This window comes from Paraburkholderia sp. MM5496-R1, assembly GCF_050436205.1.
Lineage (GTDB): Bacteria > Pseudomonadota > Gammaproteobacteria > Burkholderiales > Burkholderiaceae > Paraburkholderia > Paraburkholderia tuberum.
On record NZ_JBNDLT010000003.1, the window covers coordinates 245,014 to 264,984 of the forward strand.

A 19,971-nucleotide genomic window follows, 5' to 3' on the forward strand; every position below is an offset into this window, starting at 1 on the left:
CACCATTAGCAGGCTGTTGAAATATCCGTCGTTGATGCACTCAGGTGCATTGCGACGGATGCTGAGTTCGCACTTCTGAAACGCGGAACGCGTTTCCGGGCGTTCGAGGCTGCTAACGGTTTCACCATATCGATGTTATCCACTGCATCCCGGCCCTCAACGGGCAAGTGTACGCATACGCGTCAGGTTGTAGCCGACCTGCGTCAGCACGAAGAGCTGGTCCACGCGTTCAAGTCCTCGATACATCGCCTGTCGAATTCGTCCGACTGTCTTGCCCCATCCGAACACCTGCTCAATCCGCTTACGTTTTTGCTGGCTGACCGCGTAACCCGGCCAACGCGTGGTTCGCTCGTCAATCGCTGAGCCTCCTGGACGCCCACCGTTTTGCGCGACATGAGGCGTGACGCGATTTGCTCGACAGGTGGCAACAAAGCCGGCCGTGTCGTAGTTCTTGTCTGCCCGACCGTAATGCCGCCCGGGGCCACCTTCGCGGCGTCAGCAAGCATTTGCGCGGCGCAGTCGCGCTCGGCGGTGCCCGTCGCCAGCGTCACCTGCGCGTTGACTACCAGGCCGTGCCGATTGTCAGTCAGTACATGGCCCATGTAGCAAAGCATCGCACCGGTTCCTTTGCTCTTGCGAAACAGCTAGATATCGGCCCCTCGCGCTGGGACACGGTCGAGCGCCCACGCGAACGCGAACCTGCGATCCATCCCGGACGTCCCGCGCCCCAGCCGCCGCTTGAAGATCTGACACGCAGGCTTGGGCACGGTCCACGGAAACGATCTTACCGCCGGTTCTGGATTCGTCAGAAGCCGAATAAATCGTGCGTCAATCGCACCGGACGACAAGTTGAATCAATACTGTCTGGTTGCAGCCGGCCGGCCCCCTGATTGTCGACAAGCGCGGAACAAATATTTTTCCTACCCTTGCATGAGGCAGCCGTCTTCAGGAGACAAACGGTGGGAAGCATTGAAGAGTGGCTGGCATCACTCGGCTTGTCCGAGTATGTCCATAGCTTTGCCGAGAATGGTATCGATCCCTCGGTCCTCCGCGATCTGACGGACCAGGATCTCAAGGATCTTGGCGTCTTGCTTGGCCATCGCCGCAAAATGTTGCGTGCAATTAACCAGCTTGGCGACAGCGCCGCTGCAATATCTCCAACCGTGGCCACGCCCTTGCCACGAGATGACGCGGACCGACGCCAACTCACCGTCGTGTTTTGCGATCTCGTCGGCTCGACTGCCCTCTCGAAGCGGCTCGATCCTGAAGACATGCGGAAGATCCTCGCCGCTTATTACCGGGGTTGCGCGGATGTAGTTACCAAGGCCGGTGGCGTCATTGCCCAGTACATGGGTGACGGTGTGCTGGCCTATTTTGGTTATCCTCAAGCGCATGAGGACGATGCCGAGCGGGCTGTACGTGCTGGGCTGGCGCTGGTGCGAACCATCGGCAATCTCGATTTCGGGATCGACGAAAGTTTGCGGGTGCGGATCGGGATTGCCACCGGCGTAGTGGTAGTCGGTGATCTGACGGGTGAGGGCGAAGCCCAGGAGCCTGGCGTCGTCGGTGAGACACCCAATCTCGCTGCCCGGCTGCAGACGTTGGCCGAAGCCGGAACAGTGGTGATTTCTACGAGCACGCAGCGGCTGACGGCTGGGCTGTTTGACTACCGCGACATGGGCCTCGTGACCGTGAAGGGTTTTGACGAATCGGTGCGGGTTTGGCAAGTACTCGGCCCCAGCGGGGTCGAAAGCCGCTTCGAGGCGCTGCACGCGACCACGTTGACGCCGATCGTCGGACGCGACGAAGAAATCGAGTTGTTGCTTCGCCGATGGCAGCGGGCGAAGAATGGTGAGCGGCAGGTTGTGCTGCTTGCAGGCGAGCCGGGTATCGGAAAGTCGCGGCTGACCACCTCTCTTGAAGAGCGGCTTCAATTCGAGCCGCACGACCGCTTGCGGTATTTCTGCTCGCGCCGCCATCAGGAAAGCGCCTTTTACCCGTTTATTTCCCAGCTCGAACGTGCGGCCGGTCTGCGGCGCGACGATACGGCTGAACAACGCCTCGATAAACTGGAGGCGGCGCTCGCGTTCGCAGGCGACAATCTGGGCGAAGCTGTTCCGCTGGTGGCGGCGTTGCTATCGATTCCGACGGAAGATCGATATCCAACACTGAATCTTACGCCGCAGCAGTACAAAGATAGGACCCTTAGCACGATTGTTGCGCAGATCAAGGGCCTGGCAATGCGCCACCCGCTGCTGATTTTGTTCGAAGATGTGCATTGGGCCGATCCCAGCTCGCTCGAAGCGCTGGACCATCTTGTCGATCGTATTGCAACCCTGCCTGTCCTGCTGATTGTCACGTTCCGGCCTGAGTTCGTATCTCGGTGGATCGGCCGCTCAGAGGTGACGCTCCTTACTCTCAATCGTCTGCACCCTCGGCAGCAAGCCGAGATGATCGAGCGGATAACCCTTGGCAAGGCACTGCCGAAAGAGATTACAGACCGGATCATCGAGCATACGGATGGAATACCGCTATTTGTCGAAGAACTGACCAAGACAGTGCTCGAGAGCGGCGTACTGCGCGAGCAGAACGGGCGCTACGTCCTCGATCGTCCGCTGCCGCCACTGGCGATCCCGATGACGCTGCACGCTTCGCTGATGGCGCGGCTCGATCGCCTGGCCCCGGTGCGGGATGTAGCACAAATCGGCGCTGCAATTGGCCGGCAATTTTCCTATGAGCTCATCAGCGCGGTCGCGTCGATGCCCACGGAGCGCCTGGACGACGCATTGGACCATCTCGTCGGTGCCGAACTGGTGTTGCGGCACGGGGCACCACCGGATGCGGAATACACCTTCAAGCACGCCCTGGTGCAAGATGCCGCGTACAGCTCCCTGCTGCGGGACCGGCGACAGCAACTGCATGCCCGCATCGCAATGGAGCTCGAGAATCATTTTTCTGACGTAGCGGAGCAACAACCGGAAATCCTGGCTGAACACTGCGCCCAGGCCGGATTGACTGAAAAGGCAGCCCGGCTGTGGCTGCGTGCCGGTCACAATGCTGCAAAACGCGCCGCACATCGGGAGGCGTCGGTCTTGTTCGAGAAAGCCCTGACTTCCCTTGCGGTCCTGCCGTCCTCGGCCGACGCACTCGGAGAAATCATCGACATCCGATGGGATCTTAGCCACTCCCTGCATGCGCTCGGAGAAGTGACACGGAACCGCGCGAATCTGGAGAACGCGAAAGATCTTGCCGAAGGGCTTGGTGACGAGGTACGCCTATCGCGTGTTCTATCAAGGCTGGCTTTCGCGCTCGGTTCGCTAGGCGATTCGGTCGGCGCCGTCGAGGCAGGGGAACGCGCCCTCGCGTTGACGGAGCGGCGAAGCGACCCCGATGCGAAGGCTTGGGCGACCATGATGCTGGCACGATCACGGTATGGCTGCGGAAACTATGAGCGCGCGATGGTGCATGCTCGGCAGGCGCTGGCACTCCTACATGAAGGCCATGGCCACGGCCTCGGACCCGATGAGACTTACGTGAAATACACGCGCGTCAACGCTCGTATCTGGCTGGTGCTGTGTCTTGCCGAACTTGGCCGGTTCGACGAGGCTGCTGCCCTTGGACAGGAGGCGATGGACATGGCCCGAGGGATAAATGAGCCAGAGCAACTGATCTTTGCTGGCCACGGTGTCGGACGGATGCACCTTGTTCAAGGCAATCTCGACGTTGCTGTCGAGACACTTGAGCCCGCATTGGCCATGTGCAAGGCTGAGTTTCCATACTACGTTCCCCGAATAGCCTCCTGTCTGGGGGCGGCGTATGGCTCGCTGGGCCGGACCAAGGAGGCACTGGTTCTTCTGAAAGAGGCAGTTCGCCAGGCAGCGGCGAGCAATTTAACGTTCGGACATTCGCTCGTGCTCTCGATTTTCGGTCGAGTGTGCCAGCTCGCTGGTCGAGAGGATGAAGCCCTTGCTCATGCACATCATGCCATTGACCTGGCACGAGCCTCCGGCGAACGAGGCAACGAGGCCTGGGCCGGGTGCCTGTTGGGCGATCTTGTCTCGGATGGCAACGCTACCGCACCTCGGATTGAGGAAGCTCACAATCACTATCGCATGGCGTTGATGATCGCCCACGACCTCGGAATGCGTCCTTTGCAAGCACAGTGCCTATATGGCCTGTCTTGGCTGCAAAAGATGGGCGGAGATAAAGCATTGGGCGAGAGAAGTGCAGCAGACGCCGCATCGCTTTGCCGGGAAATGGGCATCAAACGATTGACTGGCTGAACATCGTCTCACCTCGCCCCGGTTTGCCGAGAGCCGCTTGCGCGCCGGTCTGCATCAGATCTCAATTACCCCAGTCGCCTTACTTACCCAGCGACCGGTTTGCCTTTTCGGCTGCCGCATTCAATGCCGCGGCGGGTTGAGCTTTTCCCAGGTAGACGGACTGCATGGCATCCGACACGACTTTCGCGGTGTATTCCCACCCAGTGACAGTCGGTGCGAACCGTGCGTTCGGCAACAGTGCGATGAACGCCTTGGTGTCTGGGCCATTGAGTGCCGGATCGCTTGCTTCGGCCTTCGTCGTGGGCAGGAAGCCTTCCGTCTTCGAGAATTCGACGCGCGGGCTCTTTGTGAAGAGGAAGTCGAGAAACTTCCAGGCGCTCTTCTTGACCTTGGAGTTCTTGAACATCATGATCGAATCTGTCACCGCATAAGTGGCCTGCGTCGTTCCCATCGGAATGGGACCAATGCCGTACTTGAGATTTGGCACCTCCTTCGCGATTTGTTTCGACAGGAAAGGCAAGGAGATAACCATCGCCACACGGCCCTGCTTGAACAGGTTCTGAACGCCTTCACGGTTATAGCCGGTGACTCCCGGTTCGGTCAGACCGTCGTCTATCATCGTTTTGTACAGCGTTGCGGCTTTCACACCAGCCTGCGAATTGAAAGCAGCCTTGCCGTCCTTGCCGATCACATCTCCGCCGTAACTCCAGAGTCCATAGTAGAAGTAGACATCTGTCTCGATCTCTTTGCCTTGAAGACCAAAGCCGGCGATATGCATCGCTTTCAGCTTCTTCGACGCATCGATTACGTCGTTCCAGGTCTTCGGGCCATTCGGATAGCCAGCTTTCGCGAGCAGATCCTTGTTGTAGTACAGCGCGCGTGTTGAAGCAGCGAGCGGCAAGCCATACACCTTGCCTTTGATTTCGCCCGGCGCCAGGATCTGGCCAATGAAGCGATCCCTGAAGCTGGCGTCCATGTAGCCATCAAGGGGCTCAGCGACGTCGTCGTGAACGAAATCCAGCAACCAACGGGTAGCGACAATCGCGAGGTCCGAGTTCGCGCCGCCCATGATGTCGGTCTGGAGCTTCTGTTGCAGCGCATCCCAGTTTACTTCTTCGATCTTGATTGTCGTACCAGGGGTAGCTTTCTCGAACTCGTGAGCCATCTTGTTGAAGTATGGGCCAGTCGCGTCACTGTAGTGCGAGACGGTAATCCGAACCGTGTCGGCGTGCGCCGTTACTGCAATACCTGAAAACGCAAACGCTACGATGATCGTGGGTAGCGCGAAAGACACAAGGACTTGCTTGCGCCGGAGATTCACCCTGCTCATGGATTCGCTCCCGCTCGCGCGCCCTTGCCCGACAGGCGGGAGCGCTCCTTCCATAGAATAGGCCGAGCCAGCACGCGGCGTCCGCCATTTTCCCGCGTGGGACAAAACGGCAAGGAACACCGGCAGACGTGCGACACGTCGCCGCTTTGGTCGCGCGGAGTCGGACGACAGCAAGGGGGCGGGACATGACACGTTCGCCTACGTGTCAAAGCGGCGCCCCTTATATTGAGCGTTTGTTGGTCGTTTACGTATGTCGCCTTTCATTCACTGAGCAGGAAGGCGCTCACGATGCGCAAACCGTTCACAACGCCGCACGCAATGCCTCATCAACGCGAAGGCAAGTCGAGCAGCGATGATCTTGACGAAAAACCGATGAACCCGTTGCGCGGCCGGACCGACCGTCCATCATCGACCGGCAGCATGCTCAACCCGCTGGTCGTGAAATGCCGCGCGAGCATCGCGCGAAAGTCGTAGCCGTGCCCTGTCGCACGCGAGTTCGCCGAGCGCAACTCGTCTTCGACCTACTCCAGACCCACGTCGAGCGAATCGAATTCACGAATCCGGAGCTTAAGTGTCCCGGTTTTCGTGAGCAGGTCGCGTGAACGCGGCGTCAGCGCAGTCGGCACCAGGTCCGCATTCTTCGCTGCGCTTAGCTGACTTAGCTTGACGAAGCTGATCGATATCCACGCGTCCATGCCCTGAGTCGATGCAAAATCGAGCACGATGAAACGGACCGGCACCGAATGACTCGCGGCGAGCCGCTCACGCAGGCTCTGGAGAATCGAATTGGCCCGCGAAGCGCGAACGGAGCGGGATATCGGAGACGGTCTGGCCCGGCTTCACATGAATTCCGCGAAGAAAGCGAGGGAGAGGTGGGACGCGCTGCCCAGTACCCGTCGTGACCCGAAACGCCGTCGAACATCATGCGCCGTGCGAGTTGTACGCCTACACTGGGTATTCATCGGCCCGGTTCAGTGCCAAGCTGGGGCCGATTGCATTGGCGAGCGGTGCGCCCGATTTTCGTCTGACGTTTGCGAATCGCATCGCGTCGCGCCGGAGCCAAACCGGTGCGGCAAGCTCGCGCGTGCCGGCTGGCATCGAATGCAGGCCACGAATATGGACATCGCGCAATGGCTCCAGCGTCTCGGACTCGAGCAGTACGCGCTCGCATTCGCGGCGAACGATATCGACGCAAGAAGTGACGCATATGCATATCATCCTCATCGCACCGACCGGTTTGTTCCGCGAGGGCGTTGCACGCCTAGTCCGCGACTTGGAAGAGTGTATCGAGGTGACATGTGCGGACTATCGGATCACCGCTTTCGAAGACTGGACCCGCGCAGACCTGCTGATACTGGATGGCGACCATCAAAACGAAGCACTCGATGTGCTGAACGCATTGCGGCGCGTCTTCCCGCATTTGCCAGCGCTCGCATTGCTGAGCGAGATCGGTCAGCAGACTATCGACTCCTTCATGGCTGCCGGTGTGGCGCGCTGCCTGAGCAAGTCGCAGTCCGCGCAAGCGTTGTGCGACGCGCTACAGGTGGTGCTGGCTGGCGCGGCATACCTGCCGGCAACGTTCTCTGCAATAGAGCACACGCAAGCTTCGCGTGGCGCAACCACGGATTCGCGCGTGGTTCCCGACCCTGCGATGAACAACCGCATGCTGACGCCACGCCAGATCGAAGTACTGGCCCTCGCGGCGCGCGGCGAGTCGAACAAGTCGATCGCGAGGCAACTCAATATCGCGGAAGGGACAGTAAAAGTGCATCTCTATACGGTGTATAAAGCGCTCAAGGTCGAGAGTCGCAGGCAGGCCAGCATCGCGGCCGCGCGGCTCGATCAGGTCGGCGATGCACAGCTTCATCAGGCGCTCGATGCGCAGCTCGCCATCAAGCGGCTCCTCTCTGACTTGCCTCCCCGTCGCTTCAAACGCGGAGACGTGCTGTTTCGCAAGGATGCGCCAAGCGACGCGCTCTACTATGTGTTGCGCGGGACGGTCAGCCTTCAGGAGATCGGAGTCGATATTGGCGCTGGCACGATCCTCGGAGAGATCGGACTTTTCTCGCCGGACCATCGCCGCACCTGGACGGCCTGTTGCAAGAGTGAATGCGAGTTGCTGACGGTTTCCGCGGCCGATGCAATGCGGATGTATTATCAGGATCCCGAGTTTGCGACTTACCTGATCCATCTAGTCACGCGCAGACTGGAGGCCGACAAACTACGCTCGAAGCAGGACAATGCGCGACGCTCCCTTGATTGATTTTCACGCGGCCGACCCTGTCCGCCAGCCAGCCTGCGACGACGATGAAAACGCCAGAAAAGTGGGCGGTGATGCTGACGGCGATGTCACTGAGGCCGTCGTCGATTTGCAGATCCGCCCACATGGACTGCAGCACGTTCAAGGTCGTCTGGGCGAACAGCCAGAACGTGACGACGGCGAGCACGATGCCGGCAATCAGCTTCTCCCCGCGGTTGTATTCGGAGAGAATCGACGGTTCGTCGAAAGACGCCATTTTGGTTTTCCCTCCTTTCTCCGGAGCCGCAGTTTGCCCGCTCCAGGCAGGCTCACTTGCCACTACCTTTGAAGAGTTCCTGCAACCGCGCTGCCTCGCCGTTCTGCTGCGAGTGCACGAGGTCTTGATAGACTTCGGCGCGGGTCTTTCCGTCACCCACGCTATGTCCGCCGGACATCGAGCTTCCCGAAGGGTCGGGACCTTCCGAATTCATCGCGTCAGGCTGTGCTGCGGTCGTTGGATTTGCAGTGATGTTTTGCGCGCTGGCGTGCCAGGCGCACGCGCACAATAGCCCACCCGCGACGAGTAACACTGTTTTCATAGGAGTCTCCGTCAAAAAAGAATGTGGACGCAACGCGCCGTCGCGACGTGTAGAGGCGAGCGCCGGCGCTGCCCCTTGCAGGGGCTACCGGCCGCACTTGCTTGCAAGCTGGAAAAACATCGGAAACTGTGCAGCGAGCTCGTGTGTGCGGCAGGTCGGAGCCAGTATGATTTCCGAGCCTCGCTGCCGCTATATCACTTTGGTAATAGGCGGCAATGGAGAAACTGGCGCGGTGGTGCGCGAGTGTGTCGCAACTGCTCTCATCAAAGCCAGTCGAACGCCGCTGCCGCCCTACGCGAGCCTTGGCAACTCGACCCGGCAGCTGCTTTGCGGTACGAAATACGCTGTCGGGCGGTCCGGAGGTTCCACCATCGGCCGTGATGTCGGCGATGCATCCATACTCACCCGACGCACGCCCCTAGGCGCCCGCTGAAGGACCGGCGATTGCCGGTGTGAAAGGCTCTCCCGCGATCACCGTTCTGCCGTTGCGATTACCGTCGTGCTCGCGGCCCACGCGATCGGATCGTGTTCTCGCGATATGTGGTCACGTATGCGATGCCTACGGCTGGGTTGATCGGGAAGTCGTCCCACTGTCGGCCGCCGGTGATGTTGCACGCGCAAACCTGGCGATACGGCGGGCAGTTGCACCCCGGAAGCAGTCATTGAAGTTGCGCCAATCCGAACGGCCGCTCCGGGTGGCAAGATGACGGTCCAAAAAAACGCGCAGACGTGCCATGAAACGCGAGGTTCGCCGCGAGATTGCGGTGCGCGTCCTTACGCGAACACTGCGCGGTGCTGCGCCGAAGCCGGCGCGAGCTGTGCACCACCGTTAGCGTCAGCGTCGCCCACCTGAAACGCCGCGGCCGCGCGTTGCAGACTCATCGCCTGCTCCTTCAGCGACTGTGCCGCGGCCGCCGCCTGCTCGACGAGCGCCGCGTTCTGCTGCGTCATGCTGTCCATCTGCGTGACCGCGAGATTCACCTGGTCGATGCCAGCGCTCTGTTCCGCCGCGGCCGCAGCGATTTCCTGCACGACACCGGTCACACGCATGATCGCGTCGCGCGCTTCGTCAATCGTCGAGCCGGTGTTTTCGACCAGCGTTGCACCACTGCCGACGCTGCCCACCGCATGACTGATCAGCTCGCGAATTTCCTTCGCCGCGGTCGCGCTACGCTGCGCGAGGCTGCGCACCTCGCTCGCGACGACTGCGAAGCCGCGGCCTTGCTCGCCCGCGCGTGCTGCCTCAACCGCAGCATTCAGCGCGAGGATGTTGGTCTGGAATGCGATGCCCTCGATCGTCGCGATGATCTCGACCATGCGACCCGATTCGTTCGAGATCCCCTTCATCGCCGCGACGGCCTGCGTGACCATGTCGCCGCCGCGGGTCGCGATTTTCGCGGCGCCGGCCGCAAGCTCGCTGGCAGTGCGCGCGTTGTCTGCAGTCTGGCGGACCATCGCCGTCATCTGCTCCATGCTCGACGCCGTTTCCTGCAACGACGCCGCCTGGCTCTCGGTGCGCGACGACAGGTCCGCGTTGCCGTTCGCGATCTCGTTCGCGCCGCACGCGACGTTGTCGGACGCATGCTTGATCTGGCAGATGGTACCCGTCAGCGCGTCGCGCATCCGCTGCATTACGTGTAGGAGGCTCGACGTGTCGCCGTTGCGCGTGCGGATCGCCACCGTCAGGTCGCCCGATGCGATCGCGTCCGCCACGTTCGCCGCATAGGCCGGATCGCCGCCGACCATGCGCGCGATGCTGCGGTTCGTCACCGCGACGAGCGTCACGAGGACCGCGGACACAACCACGAAGATCGCGCCGATCAGCCACAACGACGCCATGAACGCAGAGTCGATGTCGTCAACATAGGCGCCGGTTGCGATGATCCAATCCCACGGCGCATACCGCACCACGTAGCCGATCTTGCCGACCGCCTGTGTCGAAGCTGCGCCCGGATGCGGGAACACGTAGTCGACGAAGCCGCCGTCCGGCGCCTGTGCGGTCGACGCGAACGTCACGTAATGGTGACGGCCGTCCGCATCGGCGCTGTCCGCGAGATCCCTGCCTTCGAGTGCCGGCTTGATTGGATGCATCACCATCTGCGGCTTCGAATTGATCACGAGGAAGTAGCCGTCTTCGCCGTAGCGGACGCCGCGCAGGCGTTCGAGTGCCTGCTTGCGGGCATCCGCCTCCAGCAACGCGCCGCTTTGCGCCAGCGCCGCATACTCCGCCACGATGCCGAGTCCGACGTGCGCGATGTTCGTGAGGTCGTGCTTACGTTCTTCGATGCGCGTCTCGCGCGACTGCCACGCCGCGGATACGGAGACGGCGAGCAACGCGACGAGGCTGATGATCAACGGCAGCCAAAGCTTCTGCGTAAAACTGAGCTTGTGCATCCTGAGTCCTCGTGCAAATGAATGGAAACCGCGCAGGGCTGCCGTGCGAAGTGGCATGTGTATGGGCGCGTCGTGTGGCGCCGGCGGACTGTCCGGGGGCCATCCAGGTGGTTCCTGCTCGAGTTATCGGCGGATACGAGCGAAAGTTTCATCCCGTGAAACCCTCGGTTACCACCTTGCCAAGGCGTATCGGAGGGCCCTTGTGCGTCGGCTCCCACGGAGCGTCATCAGGCACCAGCCGGCCACTTTGAGACACTCGACGCCGCCGCTTAAACTGTTGTCAATCATTCCTCCTGAGGCGAAGAAAATCACAACTGAGATCGAACTCTTGAGGCCTACGACTGCGTTGCTGGCAAGCTACGTTTCGGCCCTTGAGGCGGGATGGTCACCTGACAATGTTCGTAAGGAGGTCGCTGCGCGCGAACAGTTGAATGCCATCGAGTTGAACGCAGAGGCATTCGTCGACGGGCTGGATGATCCGACAGCATCAGGCGGCCCGATTCCTTTGCCCGATGGCTCGACCGTTGCCCGTCTTCCAAGCATCATCCGATGGATTTGGGACGGCGATGTTAGCGGTGCGATCGGATTTCGTTGGCAGGCTGCATCTGCCGAATTGCCGCCGTATGTGCTCGGACATATCGGCTTCTCAGTCGTGCCGTGGAAGCGAGGCAACGGCTACGCCAAGCAGGCGCTCAATTTGATGCTTGGCGAAGCGAGGCTGCAAGGCTTGCCCTACGTGGAACTAACGGTTGATCCTGAAAATATAGCCTCACAGCGGGTGATCGCAGCATGCAGTGGTGTCCTGACTGACCGGTTCAAAAAGACCGCCGCCTATGGATTCGCGGAAACTCTTCGTTATCGCATTGAGCTAGACGACTGAGAAACGTGTCGGACCCTGTTCGGCCAACTCTGGAGATTGATCCATCTCTGTTGGATCGGCGACAATTCAAGCCCTGCACACGCCTATACGATGGAGCATCATGAGTGGCATTCAGCTAAGCCGAGTGATCCGTGCCGACGCCGCCGATTTGATCGCCGCAAACTCAGCAAGTCAGGACTATCACCTGCCTTGGGTCACATCCTTTACCGATCAAACGGGCTTCGATAACTGGTTTTCAGGTGGTCTCACCGGGTCGAACGTCGGCCTCATTGCGCGTGAAGTGGCATCGATTCAAATTGCCGGTGTGGTGAACATTAACGAAATAGTAATGGGCGCTTTTCGCAGCGCCTATCTCGGGTATTACGGAATGTCGAACTTCGCCCGGGCACGGTTGATGACGGACGCGGTACGGGCAGCTGTGATCTATGCTTTCAGCGAACTTAAATTGCATCGGGTGGAGGCAAATATTCAACCAGGGAATATCGCGTCGATCGCACTTGTGCGGCGGTTGGGTTTTAAACAGGAAGGTTTTTCTCCTCGCTATCTCCACATAAATGGCGAATGGCGCGACCACGAGCGATGGGCGTTGCTGGCCGATATGCCCGGTTAGACACAGCCTCCACTCAAAAAAATAATGTGCCGCGCAGAAGTTGTTTTTGTGCCAATATTGACAGCATGGAACTTCGTAACGTCCCGAGCAAGGCTCACCACCATCATCACGGTCGCTATCCGCTGCGCCGTGGGTCGTTACGTCCATAGCAAGGAATTCGACCTCACAGTCCATTCCATGTGCAAACGACCAAGGCGCTTAAGGCGCCTTTTTTTAATTTCCCACCATCAAGAGCTGAAGATGACCGACTCGATAAGCTATCGCCGCGCAACCGTGGACGACATTTTGAAAATTTGCGAGTTGGGTCAAATCTTGAACGCGATCCACCATCAGGCACGCCCTGACGTCTATGCAAACGCCACTGAAGAGTTCGCTCGAGACAAGCCGCACTGGCTATCTAGCCTTCAGGGAGAAGATCGAGCCATGTTTCTCGCCGAGCATGGCAGCACGGCGGTCGGCTTTATCACCGTTCAAGTGATGCAGCCGACAAGTCCACTGTTGCAACCGTTGACCGTTGGCCGCATTGGCTCAGTCGCTGTTTTGGAACGACTGCGGGGACGCGGCGTCGGGAGCACGCTGATGAAACTTGCTGAAGAGTGGGCACGAAAAAACGGTGCCAACGACATGAGGCTGACCGTTTGGGCGTTTAATGAACAGGCGGTCGATTTGTATCAGGAACTTGGCTACGAGCTTCGTGCGTTCGAGATGGGAAAGCAACTGCCTATTGCTGGGGATATGCCAGTCGCATGAGGCGATGCTCGGCCACGAACGGTCAGTCTATATTCGTGCATAGATCGTGGACAATTAATTGTTTACGTGAAACTTTTGAAACCTCTATTATCTGTTGCGTCTTTCCGAAAACGTTCTTGGAGCATTCAATGCGGATTAGAACCACCTATTTGAAAGTGTCGGACATGGAACGCAGTTCTGCTTTCTGGGAAAACCTGTTGGAACGCGCGCCGAACCGCAGGTCGGATAAGTGGACCGAATTCTCGCTCGGTGAAGTCCGCTTCGGGTTGCTGCTAAATGATTTTGGCGATGAGTTCGTCGGGAGCGGATGCGTTCCTGTGTTCGAATTTGACGTATCCGCCTTGCATATATTTCTGGATCGCGCCAAGGCTTTTGGGGCAACAGTCGCTCTCGACGGGCTAAACAATGAAGCCATGAAGAGCATTGTGTTGGTTAGCCCTGATGGCCACGAGTTCGAACTTTGCTGCCGAAGTCGCAACAGGGACGCGCGAAGGCAGACCTGCAGGCGATCTGGATGGCCGCTACGCGTGCGGACGCGTACGCTGCGTTCGAGCGGCGAGTCATCCTTCTGGAAATACCGCTTGATCACCCACGGACCGCGCGTGTGCAGTTCGCCGAACGCGACGTCCGACCGACGACCGGCGGCATTGGCCGATGACGCGACCTCCGTCCCAGCGATTTCAATCCTCTCCCCTCAATCTTTATCGGCCTCCGGTGCAGTCTGCAGCGACGTACGGTATGGCTGTTGAGACTGGAATCGGCGCTGGAACGCAGCTGGGTAGCCAAGTGGGTAGCCGCACTGCTAGCTCTGCGATACCAGCCTTAACTGGCAAGCCTTACAAGATTCCCCCGAGATCAACGGCACGTTCTACGGTTTGCAGAAACCGGCCAGCTATGAGAAGTGGTATCAGGAGACGCCCGACGACTTCGTGTTCTCGCTAAAGGCGCCGCGTTACGCGACCAACCGCAAGGTGCTCGCCGAAGCCGGCGACACGATCGAGCGATTCTTCGCAAGCGGCGTGCTGCTGCTCAGGCAGAAGCTCGGTCCCATCAACTGGCAGTTCGCGCCGACCAAAAAATTCGACGCCGACGATTTCGAGGCCTTTCTGAAGCTGCTGCCCGCGAGCATCGAAGGACAGAAGCTGCGGCACGCGGTCGAGGTTCGTCACGATTCGTTCAGGACACCGGAACTCATCGCGCTGGCGCGCAAGTACAAGGTCGCGGTCGTGCTCGCGGCCGACAGCGAGTATCCGCAGATCGCCGACATCACCGCGCCGTTCGTCTACGCGCGCATCATGGGCACGAGCGAAAAGCAAGCCAAAGGCTATTCGACGAAAGCGCTCGACGCATGGGCCGAACGCGCGCGCCAGCTCGCCGCGGGCATCACGCCCGACGATCTCGAGACCTGCGCGGAGCCGCCCGCGAAAGCCGCCACGCGCGACGTCTATCTATATGTGATCAGCGGCTTCAAGGAGCGCAATCCGGCCGCCGCGATGGCGTTGCTCAAGAAGCTCTGAATCCGCCGCGCCGCCTGCCCGCCGGTCCGCCTGCCATGAGGCCGGCGCGGGTGTCATAATCGCGCCAGCGCATCCGTGCGCGGTCGCGTCGGCTTCGCGTCAAGCCCGACGCAAGACCTTGCGTCAAACCTCGCCCGAGGCACGCAGTAACCCAACCCGCACGGTCCACGTCAAACCCACGCGGCGCCCGCACGCCCTCATCGCGGCGGCGCTCGCATAATCAGGCGGCAAGGCCGCCTCATCAACCGATTGCGGAGAACATCTTGAGCGCCCTCGACAATCCCCTGCACGATCAGGAAGTCGGCTCGGCCGACGCCACCCAGGACACCACGCGCATCGACGACGTGCGCATCGGCGCGGTTCGTCCGCTGATTTCCCCCGCGCTGCTGCAGGACGAACTGCCGGTGCCGCCCGCGGTGCAGTCGCTGGTCGAGAAGACTCGCGTCGAAATCGCCGACATTCTGCACAGCCGCGACGACCGGCTCGTGCTGATCGTCGGCCCCTGTTCGATTCACGACCACGACCAGGCGATCGAATACGCTCGCAAGCTGAAGGCCGCCGCCGATCACTACCGGGACGATCTGCTGATCGTGATGCGCGTGTACTTCGAGAAACCGCGCACGACGGTGGGCTGGAAAGGCTACATCAACGATCCGCGTCTGGACGGCAGCTTCCGCATCAACGAAGGCCTGCGTCTCGCCCGGCAATTGCTGCTCGACATCAACGGTCTGGGCCTGCCCACGGCGACCGAGTTTCTCGACCTGTTGAGCCCGCAATACATCGCCGATCTGATCGCGTGGGGTGCGATCGGCGCGCGCACGACCGAGAGCCAGAGTCATCGTCAGCTCGCGTCGGGACTGAGCTGCCCGATCGGCTTCAAGAACGGCACCGACGGCGGCGTGCAGATCGCCGCCGACGCGATCGTCGCGGCGCGTGCGAGCCACGCGTTCATGGGCATGACGAAAATGGGCATGGCCGCGATCTTCGAAACGCGCGGCAACGACGACGCGCACGTGATCCTGCGCGGCGGCAAGAAAGGGCCGAACTATGACAGCGCGTCGGTGCAGGCGACCTGTGAAGCGCTGAGTTCAGCGGGTCTGCGCGAGCAGGTGATGATCGACTGCTCGCATGCGAACTCGAACAAATCGCACTTGCGGCAGATCGAGGTCGCGGACGATATCGCGCGGCAACTGTCGGAGCGCGAGCGCCGCATCATCGGTGTGATGCTCGAAAGTCATCTGGAAGAAGGCCGTCAGGACCTGAAGGCCGGCGTGCCGTTGCGTTACGGCGTGTCGATCACGGATGCCTGCGTGAGCTGGGCGCAGACCGAACCGGTGCTCGCCACGCTCGCCGAGGCAACCCGCAAGCGTCGCGCGGGCTGACTGGGCAACGCACGGACCGCCCGATCGCGATGGCCGCGGCGGGTCCGCTTTAGACTCGATCGAAGCCGGTCGAGCCCACGAACGTCTGGCTCAAGGAGCCAGACACACGCGCCGCACCAGTTGCCGGCGAGTCGCCTGGCCGGGCTGGGCAGCGCGTGATCCTCACGCCCGACGCATCACTCACGCGCGCCTCACAGCGGGGCTGCGGCGCGCATCGCGAATGCTCCGGCGTGAAGCGCGTTGCTTACGACGCGTTGACGGCTTCCTTGAACGCCTTGCCTGCGGTGAACTTAACCGTCTTGGCCGCGGCGATCTGGATCTCTTCGCCCGTCGACGGATTGCGGCCCACGCGTGCCGCGCGCGCGCCGGTCGAGAACGAACCGAAACCGACCAGTTGCACCGTATCGCCGCTCACCACGGCCTTGGTCACTGCCTCGACGATCGCGTCGATGGTCTGGCCGGTTGCCGCTTTGCTTTCGCCCGTCGCTGCGGCGACTGCATCAATCAGTTCCTGTTTGTTCATAGCACTTCCCGTATGGTAATCATGGAACCGGCGCCCTCTGAGGCGCCGGGACCGACACACTAACGCATAGGCGCACCTTCGCGCAAACCCTTGGTGTAAGGCTTGTATCAAGGCAAAGCCGCCGGTTTGACGTTTTTGCGCCCCAAACTGCCATAAGAATCGCGAGCTTATGCGCGCGCGCCGCCTCATGAGCGTTCGCCGCGCATCACAATCCGTTGCAATTTCAGTACTTTAGGTCGCGTTACGCGATCCCGCGCCGGCTTCCCGATGACGATAGCCCTTTTCGCGATGCGCGGGCGCGCCATTTGCGAGACATGTCACAAGTTAACTATCGGCAAGACATAAAGAAGTGAGAATTCGCCACTTTGCAACATGCGCGCTGCTCGCCGCGTTGTCGTCGGCGGCGGCCGCGGCCGACGACAACGCGTGCGCGACCCTCGTCGGTGCGACGAACTCCAGCGCCGCGCAGAGCTTTTCGCTACGCGACGGCGAACCGGTCGACTTCGTTGGCGGCGGAAAAACCGTGCACGGCAAGCTGCTCGTGTTCAGCGACGGCGACGTGTTTCGCGCGTACTGGCAGCCGGATGACAGCCCGGAAAAATACGTGCTCGCGAATGCTGGCGCCGACGCCGTCCGGCTCGTCTCGGCCGCGCCGCGTGGCACGCCCGCGCCGGCCGGCCAGCCCGGCACCGCCATGCGGCCGCAGCGGGTGCTGTCGTGCCCCACGCTTTGAGCATGCGCGAAGGCCGCCTTTGGCTCGAGTCTCGCGATCGGCATCCGGCACAAACGTCTGGTTCCAGCGCCGCCAACATGCGCCGCCAGGTAGTACTTACCGCCCGACTATCCGTAAGCGCGCAGCCGGGTTCACGGACCCTTGACTGCGATGCTCCGTTACCCCTTTGAGCGCTCAAGTTAATCAGCCTCGCGCCGATATAAACAGCTGCGTTTAGCGCGCAAACGTTAAAGGGATGGCGATGGCTTGGCTTGCGAGATTGAAGAAGGTACTGTCGGTCGCCGAGGGTGACCGGGAGCTGATGCGTGCGCAGTTGCACGCGTTCCGCCGCCAGGTACCGCTTCTCTACTTCATCCTGCTCGTCAACACGGCGGCGGTGGCGGCGACGCATCTGGACAGCGCGCCGGCCTGGCTGTCGATGTATGTGCCCGGCACGCTCGGCGCGCTGTGTGTGTTTCGCTGCGTGCGCTGGTGGCGCAAACGCAAGCATAAGATGACGGACGCTCAGGCGGTCCGCGAATTGCGCAGCGTGACATGGATCGTCGGCGTGTTCGGCGTCGCGTTCAGCGGCTGGTCGGTGCTGCTGTTTCCGTACGGCACCGCCTACCAGCAGGGGCAGGTCGCGTTCTATATGGCGACGACGCTGGTCGGCAGCATGTTCTGCCTGATCCATCTGCGCAAGCCCGCGCTTCTGCTGCTTTGCATCGTCATCCTGAGTTTCTCCGGCTTCCTCGTGTCGAGCGGCTCGCCGGTGTTCTTCGCGATGGCGGTCGACATGGCGCTAGTCGGCGTCGCGCTCGCGGCGGTCATCCAGCTTTACTGGCGCACGTTTGCAGACGCGGTGCACGCGCAACGCGAACTGCAGGCAAGCCAGCACAACACCCAACGGCTCAGCGACGACAACTACCGGCTCGCCAGCATCGACAGTCTGACCGGCCTGCCGAACCGGCGCAGTTTCTTCGCGGCGCTGAGCGCGATATCGGAGCAGGCGCTCGAAACCGGTGGCGGCTTCAACGTCGGCCTCATCGATCTGGACGGCTTCAAGCAGGTCAACGACATTTACGGTCACGCGAGCGGCGACCTCGTGCTGCAGGAAGTCGGCACGCGGCTCGTGTCGATCGGCGAAACGGGCCTGATGTTCGCGCGTCTGGGCGGCGATGAATTCGGCGTGCTCGTGCGCCACAAGGTGTCGAACGAAGCGCTGGTCGAGTTGGGACAGCGTATCTGCGATGCGCTCAGCCAGCCTTATCAAGTCGCCGACAATGTCGCGGAGCTGTCGGGCACGATCGGCTGGGCCGCGTTTCCAGACGCGGGCTCGACGGTCGCGCAGGTGTTCGAACGCGCCGACGCCGCGCTCTATGTCGGCAAGGAAAACCGCCGCGGCATGCCGGTGATTTTCTCGACCGAACACGAAACGCAGATGCGGCGTCTAAGCCTCGTCACGCAGGAGCTGCGCCATGCGGACCTCGAAGCGGAACTGTTCCTCGAGTTCCAGCCGATCTACGATCTGCTCACGCGCCGGCCGATCGGCCTCGAAGCGCTCGGTCGATGGCACAACGCGCGGCTCGGCATGGTCAGGCCGGAGGAATTCATTCGGATTGCAGAGCGGACCGAGCTGATCCTCGGCATCACCGACGTGCTGCTGCTCCAGGCGCTCGCCGAGGTCGCGCACTGGCCCGCCGATCTGTATCTGTCGTTCAACCTGTCCGCGATCGATATCTCGACGTCGGCGCGCGCGCGCCGCCTGATCGACATTGTCGCGGCAAGCGGCGTGTCGCCGCATCGCGTGACGTTCGAAATGACCGAAACCGCGTTGACGCGCGATTTCGAGCAGGCGCACAGCGCGATGACGATGCTGAAGCAGGCCGGCTGCCGGCTGTCGCTCGACGATTTCGGCACCGGCTATTCGAGCCTCAGCTACGTGCATCGGCTGCCATTCGACGCGATCAAGATCGACCGCAGCTTCGTGAGCGACGTCGATACCAATAGCGCCTCGAAGAAGATCATCAAATCCGTGATCGACCTATGCCGCAACCTCGGGCTCGAATGCGTGGTCGAAGGACTCGAAACACCGTTGCAGGCCCAGGTCGTGAAGGCGCTCGGCGCGCGCGCGGTGCAGGGTTATCTGTTCAGCCTGCCGATGCGGGCGAGCGCGGTCGGCACGTTTCTGTGGACCGCGCTCGCCCAGAGCCACGCGGCGCAGACGCATTCGTAGCGCTCGATCGCTCCATGGCAGCGCCGCTCAATACGCCAGCTTCGGATACCAGTCGGTGCCACGGCCGCCCGGCGTCATGTCGAGGATCGTCCACAACGGCATCAGATCGGGCGCGCCGCGCGAATCCTGTCCGGGGTCCGACGTCGACGGCCCCATCTCCTCGGCCCAGAAGTGCCGCACGACGCCGCCCGTGCGCGTGAATACGTTCAAGCGCGGGAAGGTCGTCGCCGGCGGGATCTTCGGCCGCGTAATCGCGATTGAACGTGTTGCCGCCCGACGAATACAGCCGCAGATGCCGCCAGCCGCGCTCCTGCTTAAACGCGACGAGCCTGTCGATCGGCGAGCGGCCGATCACCGCGAAGGCGACGCGCTGCAGGATATCGGGCATTTGGGGCGCTTTCCTGTCATTCACAGGTCTGTGGTCGCGAATGACTCGTCCCGCGGAAAGCGAACGAGTACTTGCGACCCACTTCTGCCCCTCGACCGACGGTATCTCAACGGGAGCTTTAGCTGCGG

Annotated in this window: 15 protein-coding genes and 3 pseudogenes; 10 read left to right on the plus strand and 8 right to left on the minus strand. The window is 61.2% G+C overall.

Annotated elements, in window-relative coordinates:
- Window positions 1–156 precede the first annotated feature (156 nt).
- A pseudogene (locus tag OKW38_RS27310) lies at window positions 157–644 on the minus strand (transposase); the annotation flags it as partial.
- 315 nt (window positions 645–959) lie between these two features.
- On the opposite strand from OKW38_RS27310, the gene OKW38_RS27315 reads away from it, so the two are divergent.
- Window positions 960–4,283, plus strand: a complete 3,324-nt coding sequence (locus OKW38_RS27315; RefSeq protein WP_429364053.1) for an AAA family ATPase — start codon at window positions 960–962, stop codon at window positions 4,281–4,283.
- A gap of 79 nt (window positions 4,284–4,362) precedes the next feature.
- Here OKW38_RS27315 and OKW38_RS27320 read toward each other — a convergent pair whose 3' ends face one another.
- Both OKW38_RS27320 and OKW38_RS27325 read right to left on the minus strand, forming a co-directional pair.
- Window positions 4,363–5,613 carry an ABC transporter substrate-binding protein gene (locus OKW38_RS27320; RefSeq protein ID WP_429333618.1) on the minus strand — a complete coding sequence of 417 codons (1,251 nt, stop codon included), beginning with the start codon at window positions 5,611–5,613 and terminating at the stop codon, window positions 4,363–4,365.
- A 521-nt stretch (window positions 5,614–6,134) separates the two neighbouring features.
- Window positions 6,135–6,353 carry a hypothetical protein gene (locus tag OKW38_RS27325; RefSeq protein ID WP_429364055.1) on the minus strand — a complete coding sequence of 73 codons (219 nt, stop codon included), beginning with the start codon at window positions 6,351–6,353 and terminating at the stop codon, window positions 6,135–6,137.
- Between the two features lie 467 nt (window positions 6,354–6,820).
- Between OKW38_RS27325 and OKW38_RS27330 the strand changes: the two genes are divergently transcribed.
- Window positions 6,821–7,876, plus strand: a complete 1,056-nt coding sequence (locus OKW38_RS27330; RefSeq protein WP_429364057.1) for a LuxR C-terminal-related transcriptional regulator — start codon at window positions 6,821–6,823, stop codon at window positions 7,874–7,876.
- On the opposite strand, the gene OKW38_RS27335 is transcribed toward OKW38_RS27330, so the two are convergent.
- The 3 genes from OKW38_RS27335 to OKW38_RS27345 form a co-directional block, all read right to left on the minus strand.
- Entirely contained in the window at window positions 7,809–8,129 is a 321-nt protein-coding gene (locus tag OKW38_RS27335; RefSeq protein ID WP_429364059.1) for a hypothetical protein, read from the minus strand. The genes OKW38_RS27330 and OKW38_RS27335 overlap by 68 nt on opposite strands.
- Window positions 8,130–8,181: 52 nt before the next feature.
- Window positions 8,182–8,451: a hypothetical protein gene (locus OKW38_RS27340; protein ID WP_090806748.1), complete on the minus strand. Its 270-nt coding sequence runs from the start codon at window positions 8,449–8,451 to the stop codon at window positions 8,182–8,184.
- Between the two features lie 774 nt (window positions 8,452–9,225).
- Window positions 9,226–10,845 (minus strand): methyl-accepting chemotaxis protein, encoded by a 1,620-nt coding sequence (locus OKW38_RS27345; RefSeq protein ID WP_429364061.1) that lies wholly within the window; start codon window positions 10,843–10,845, stop codon window positions 9,226–9,228.
- A gap of 277 nt (window positions 10,846–11,122) precedes the next feature.
- On the opposite strand from OKW38_RS27345, the gene OKW38_RS27350 reads away from it, so the two are divergent.
- The 6 genes and pseudogenes from OKW38_RS27350 to OKW38_RS27375 all read left to right on the plus strand — a co-directional run bounded on the left by OKW38_RS27350 (window position 11,123) and on the right by OKW38_RS27375 (window position 15,984).
- Window positions 11,123–11,725 (plus strand): GNAT family N-acetyltransferase, encoded by a 603-nt coding sequence (locus OKW38_RS27350; protein ID WP_429364062.1) that lies wholly within the window; start codon window positions 11,123–11,125, stop codon window positions 11,723–11,725.
- A gap of 100 nt (window positions 11,726–11,825) precedes the next feature.
- On the plus strand, window positions 11,826–12,335 hold the full coding sequence (locus OKW38_RS27355) for a GNAT family N-acetyltransferase (protein WP_429364064.1): 510 nt from the start codon (window positions 11,826–11,828) through the stop codon (window positions 12,333–12,335).
- A gap of 240 nt (window positions 12,336–12,575) precedes the next feature.
- Window positions 12,576–13,085 carry a GNAT family N-acetyltransferase gene (locus OKW38_RS27360; protein WP_187619027.1) on the plus strand — a complete coding sequence of 170 codons (510 nt, stop codon included), beginning with the start codon at window positions 12,576–12,578 and terminating at the stop codon, window positions 13,083–13,085.
- Window positions 13,086–13,213: 128 nt separating this feature from the next.
- On the plus strand, window positions 13,214–13,834 hold the full coding sequence (locus OKW38_RS27365; protein ID WP_429364066.1) for a VOC family protein: 621 nt from the start codon (window positions 13,214–13,216) through the stop codon (window positions 13,832–13,834).
- Window positions 13,835–13,930: 96 nt separating this feature from the next.
- Window positions 13,931–14,602, plus strand: a pseudogene (locus OKW38_RS27370) (DUF72 domain-containing protein); the annotation flags it as partial.
- Between the two features lie 263 nt (window positions 14,603–14,865).
- Window positions 14,866–15,984 carry a 3-deoxy-7-phosphoheptulonate synthase gene (locus OKW38_RS27375; RefSeq protein WP_311539229.1) on the plus strand — a complete coding sequence of 373 codons (1,119 nt, stop codon included), beginning with the start codon at window positions 14,866–14,868 and terminating at the stop codon, window positions 15,982–15,984.
- 244 nt (window positions 15,985–16,228) lie between these two features.
- Here the strand turns inward: OKW38_RS27375 and OKW38_RS27380 are convergent, their stop codons facing one another.
- The gene (locus OKW38_RS27380; protein ID WP_013092091.1) at window positions 16,229–16,507 is read right to left on the minus strand and encodes an HU family DNA-binding protein; all 279 of its coding nucleotides are present in this window, start codon (window positions 16,505–16,507) and stop codon (window positions 16,229–16,231) included.
- Between the two features lie 349 nt (window positions 16,508–16,856).
- Here OKW38_RS27380 and OKW38_RS27385 point away from each other — a divergent pair, with 349 nt between their 5' ends.
- Both OKW38_RS27385 and OKW38_RS27390 read left to right on the plus strand, forming a co-directional pair.
- Window positions 16,857–17,240 (plus strand): hypothetical protein, encoded by a 384-nt coding sequence (locus OKW38_RS27385; protein WP_176078989.1) that lies wholly within the window; start codon window positions 16,857–16,859, stop codon window positions 17,238–17,240.
- A gap of 241 nt (window positions 17,241–17,481) precedes the next feature.
- Window positions 17,482–19,455, plus strand: coding sequence for a putative bifunctional diguanylate cyclase/phosphodiesterase (locus tag OKW38_RS27390; RefSeq protein WP_429364068.1), 1,974 nt, complete (start codon window positions 17,482–17,484; stop codon window positions 19,453–19,455).
- A 27-nt stretch (window positions 19,456–19,482) separates the two neighbouring features.
- Here OKW38_RS27390 and OKW38_RS27395 read toward each other — a convergent pair.
- Window positions 19,483–19,846, minus strand: a pseudogene (locus OKW38_RS27395) (DUF899 family protein); the annotation flags it as partial.
- Window positions 19,847–19,971: the final 125 nt, after the last annotated feature.

Excerpts from the sequence above, each read along its gene's own strand:
- OKW38_RS27355 (WP_429364064.1), top strand. The coding sequence starts at position 11,826 with ATGAGTGGCATTCAGCTAAGCCGAGTGATCCGTGCCGACGCCGCCGAT.
- OKW38_RS27340 (WP_090806748.1), bottom strand. The coding sequence starts at position 8,451 with ATGAAAACAGTGTTACTCGTCGCGGGTGGGCTATTGTGCGCGTGCGCC.
- OKW38_RS27380 (WP_013092091.1), bottom strand. The coding sequence starts at position 16,507 with ATGAACAAACAGGAACTGATTGATGCAGTCGCCGCAGCGACGGGCGAA.
- OKW38_RS27360 (WP_187619027.1), top strand. The coding sequence starts at position 12,576 with ATGACCGACTCGATAAGCTATCGCCGCGCAACCGTGGACGACATTTTG.
- OKW38_RS27330 (WP_429364057.1), top strand. The coding sequence starts at position 6,821 with ATGCATATCATCCTCATCGCACCGACCGGTTTGTTCCGCGAGGGCGTT.
- OKW38_RS27335 (WP_429364059.1), bottom strand. The coding sequence starts at position 8,129 with ATGGCGTCTTTCGACGAACCGTCGATTCTCTCCGAATACAACCGCGGG.
- OKW38_RS27345 (WP_429364061.1), bottom strand. The coding sequence starts at position 10,845 with ATGCACAAGCTCAGTTTTACGCAGAAGCTTTGGCTGCCGTTGATCATC.
- OKW38_RS27365 (WP_429364066.1), top strand. The coding sequence starts at position 13,214 with ATGCGGATTAGAACCACCTATTTGAAAGTGTCGGACATGGAACGCAGT.
- OKW38_RS27390 (WP_429364068.1), top strand. The coding sequence starts at position 17,482 with ATGGCTTGGCTTGCGAGATTGAAGAAGGTACTGTCGGTCGCCGAGGGT.
- OKW38_RS27320 (WP_429333618.1), bottom strand. The coding sequence starts at position 5,613 with ATGAGCAGGGTGAATCTCCGGCGCAAGCAAGTCCTTGTGTCTTTCGCG.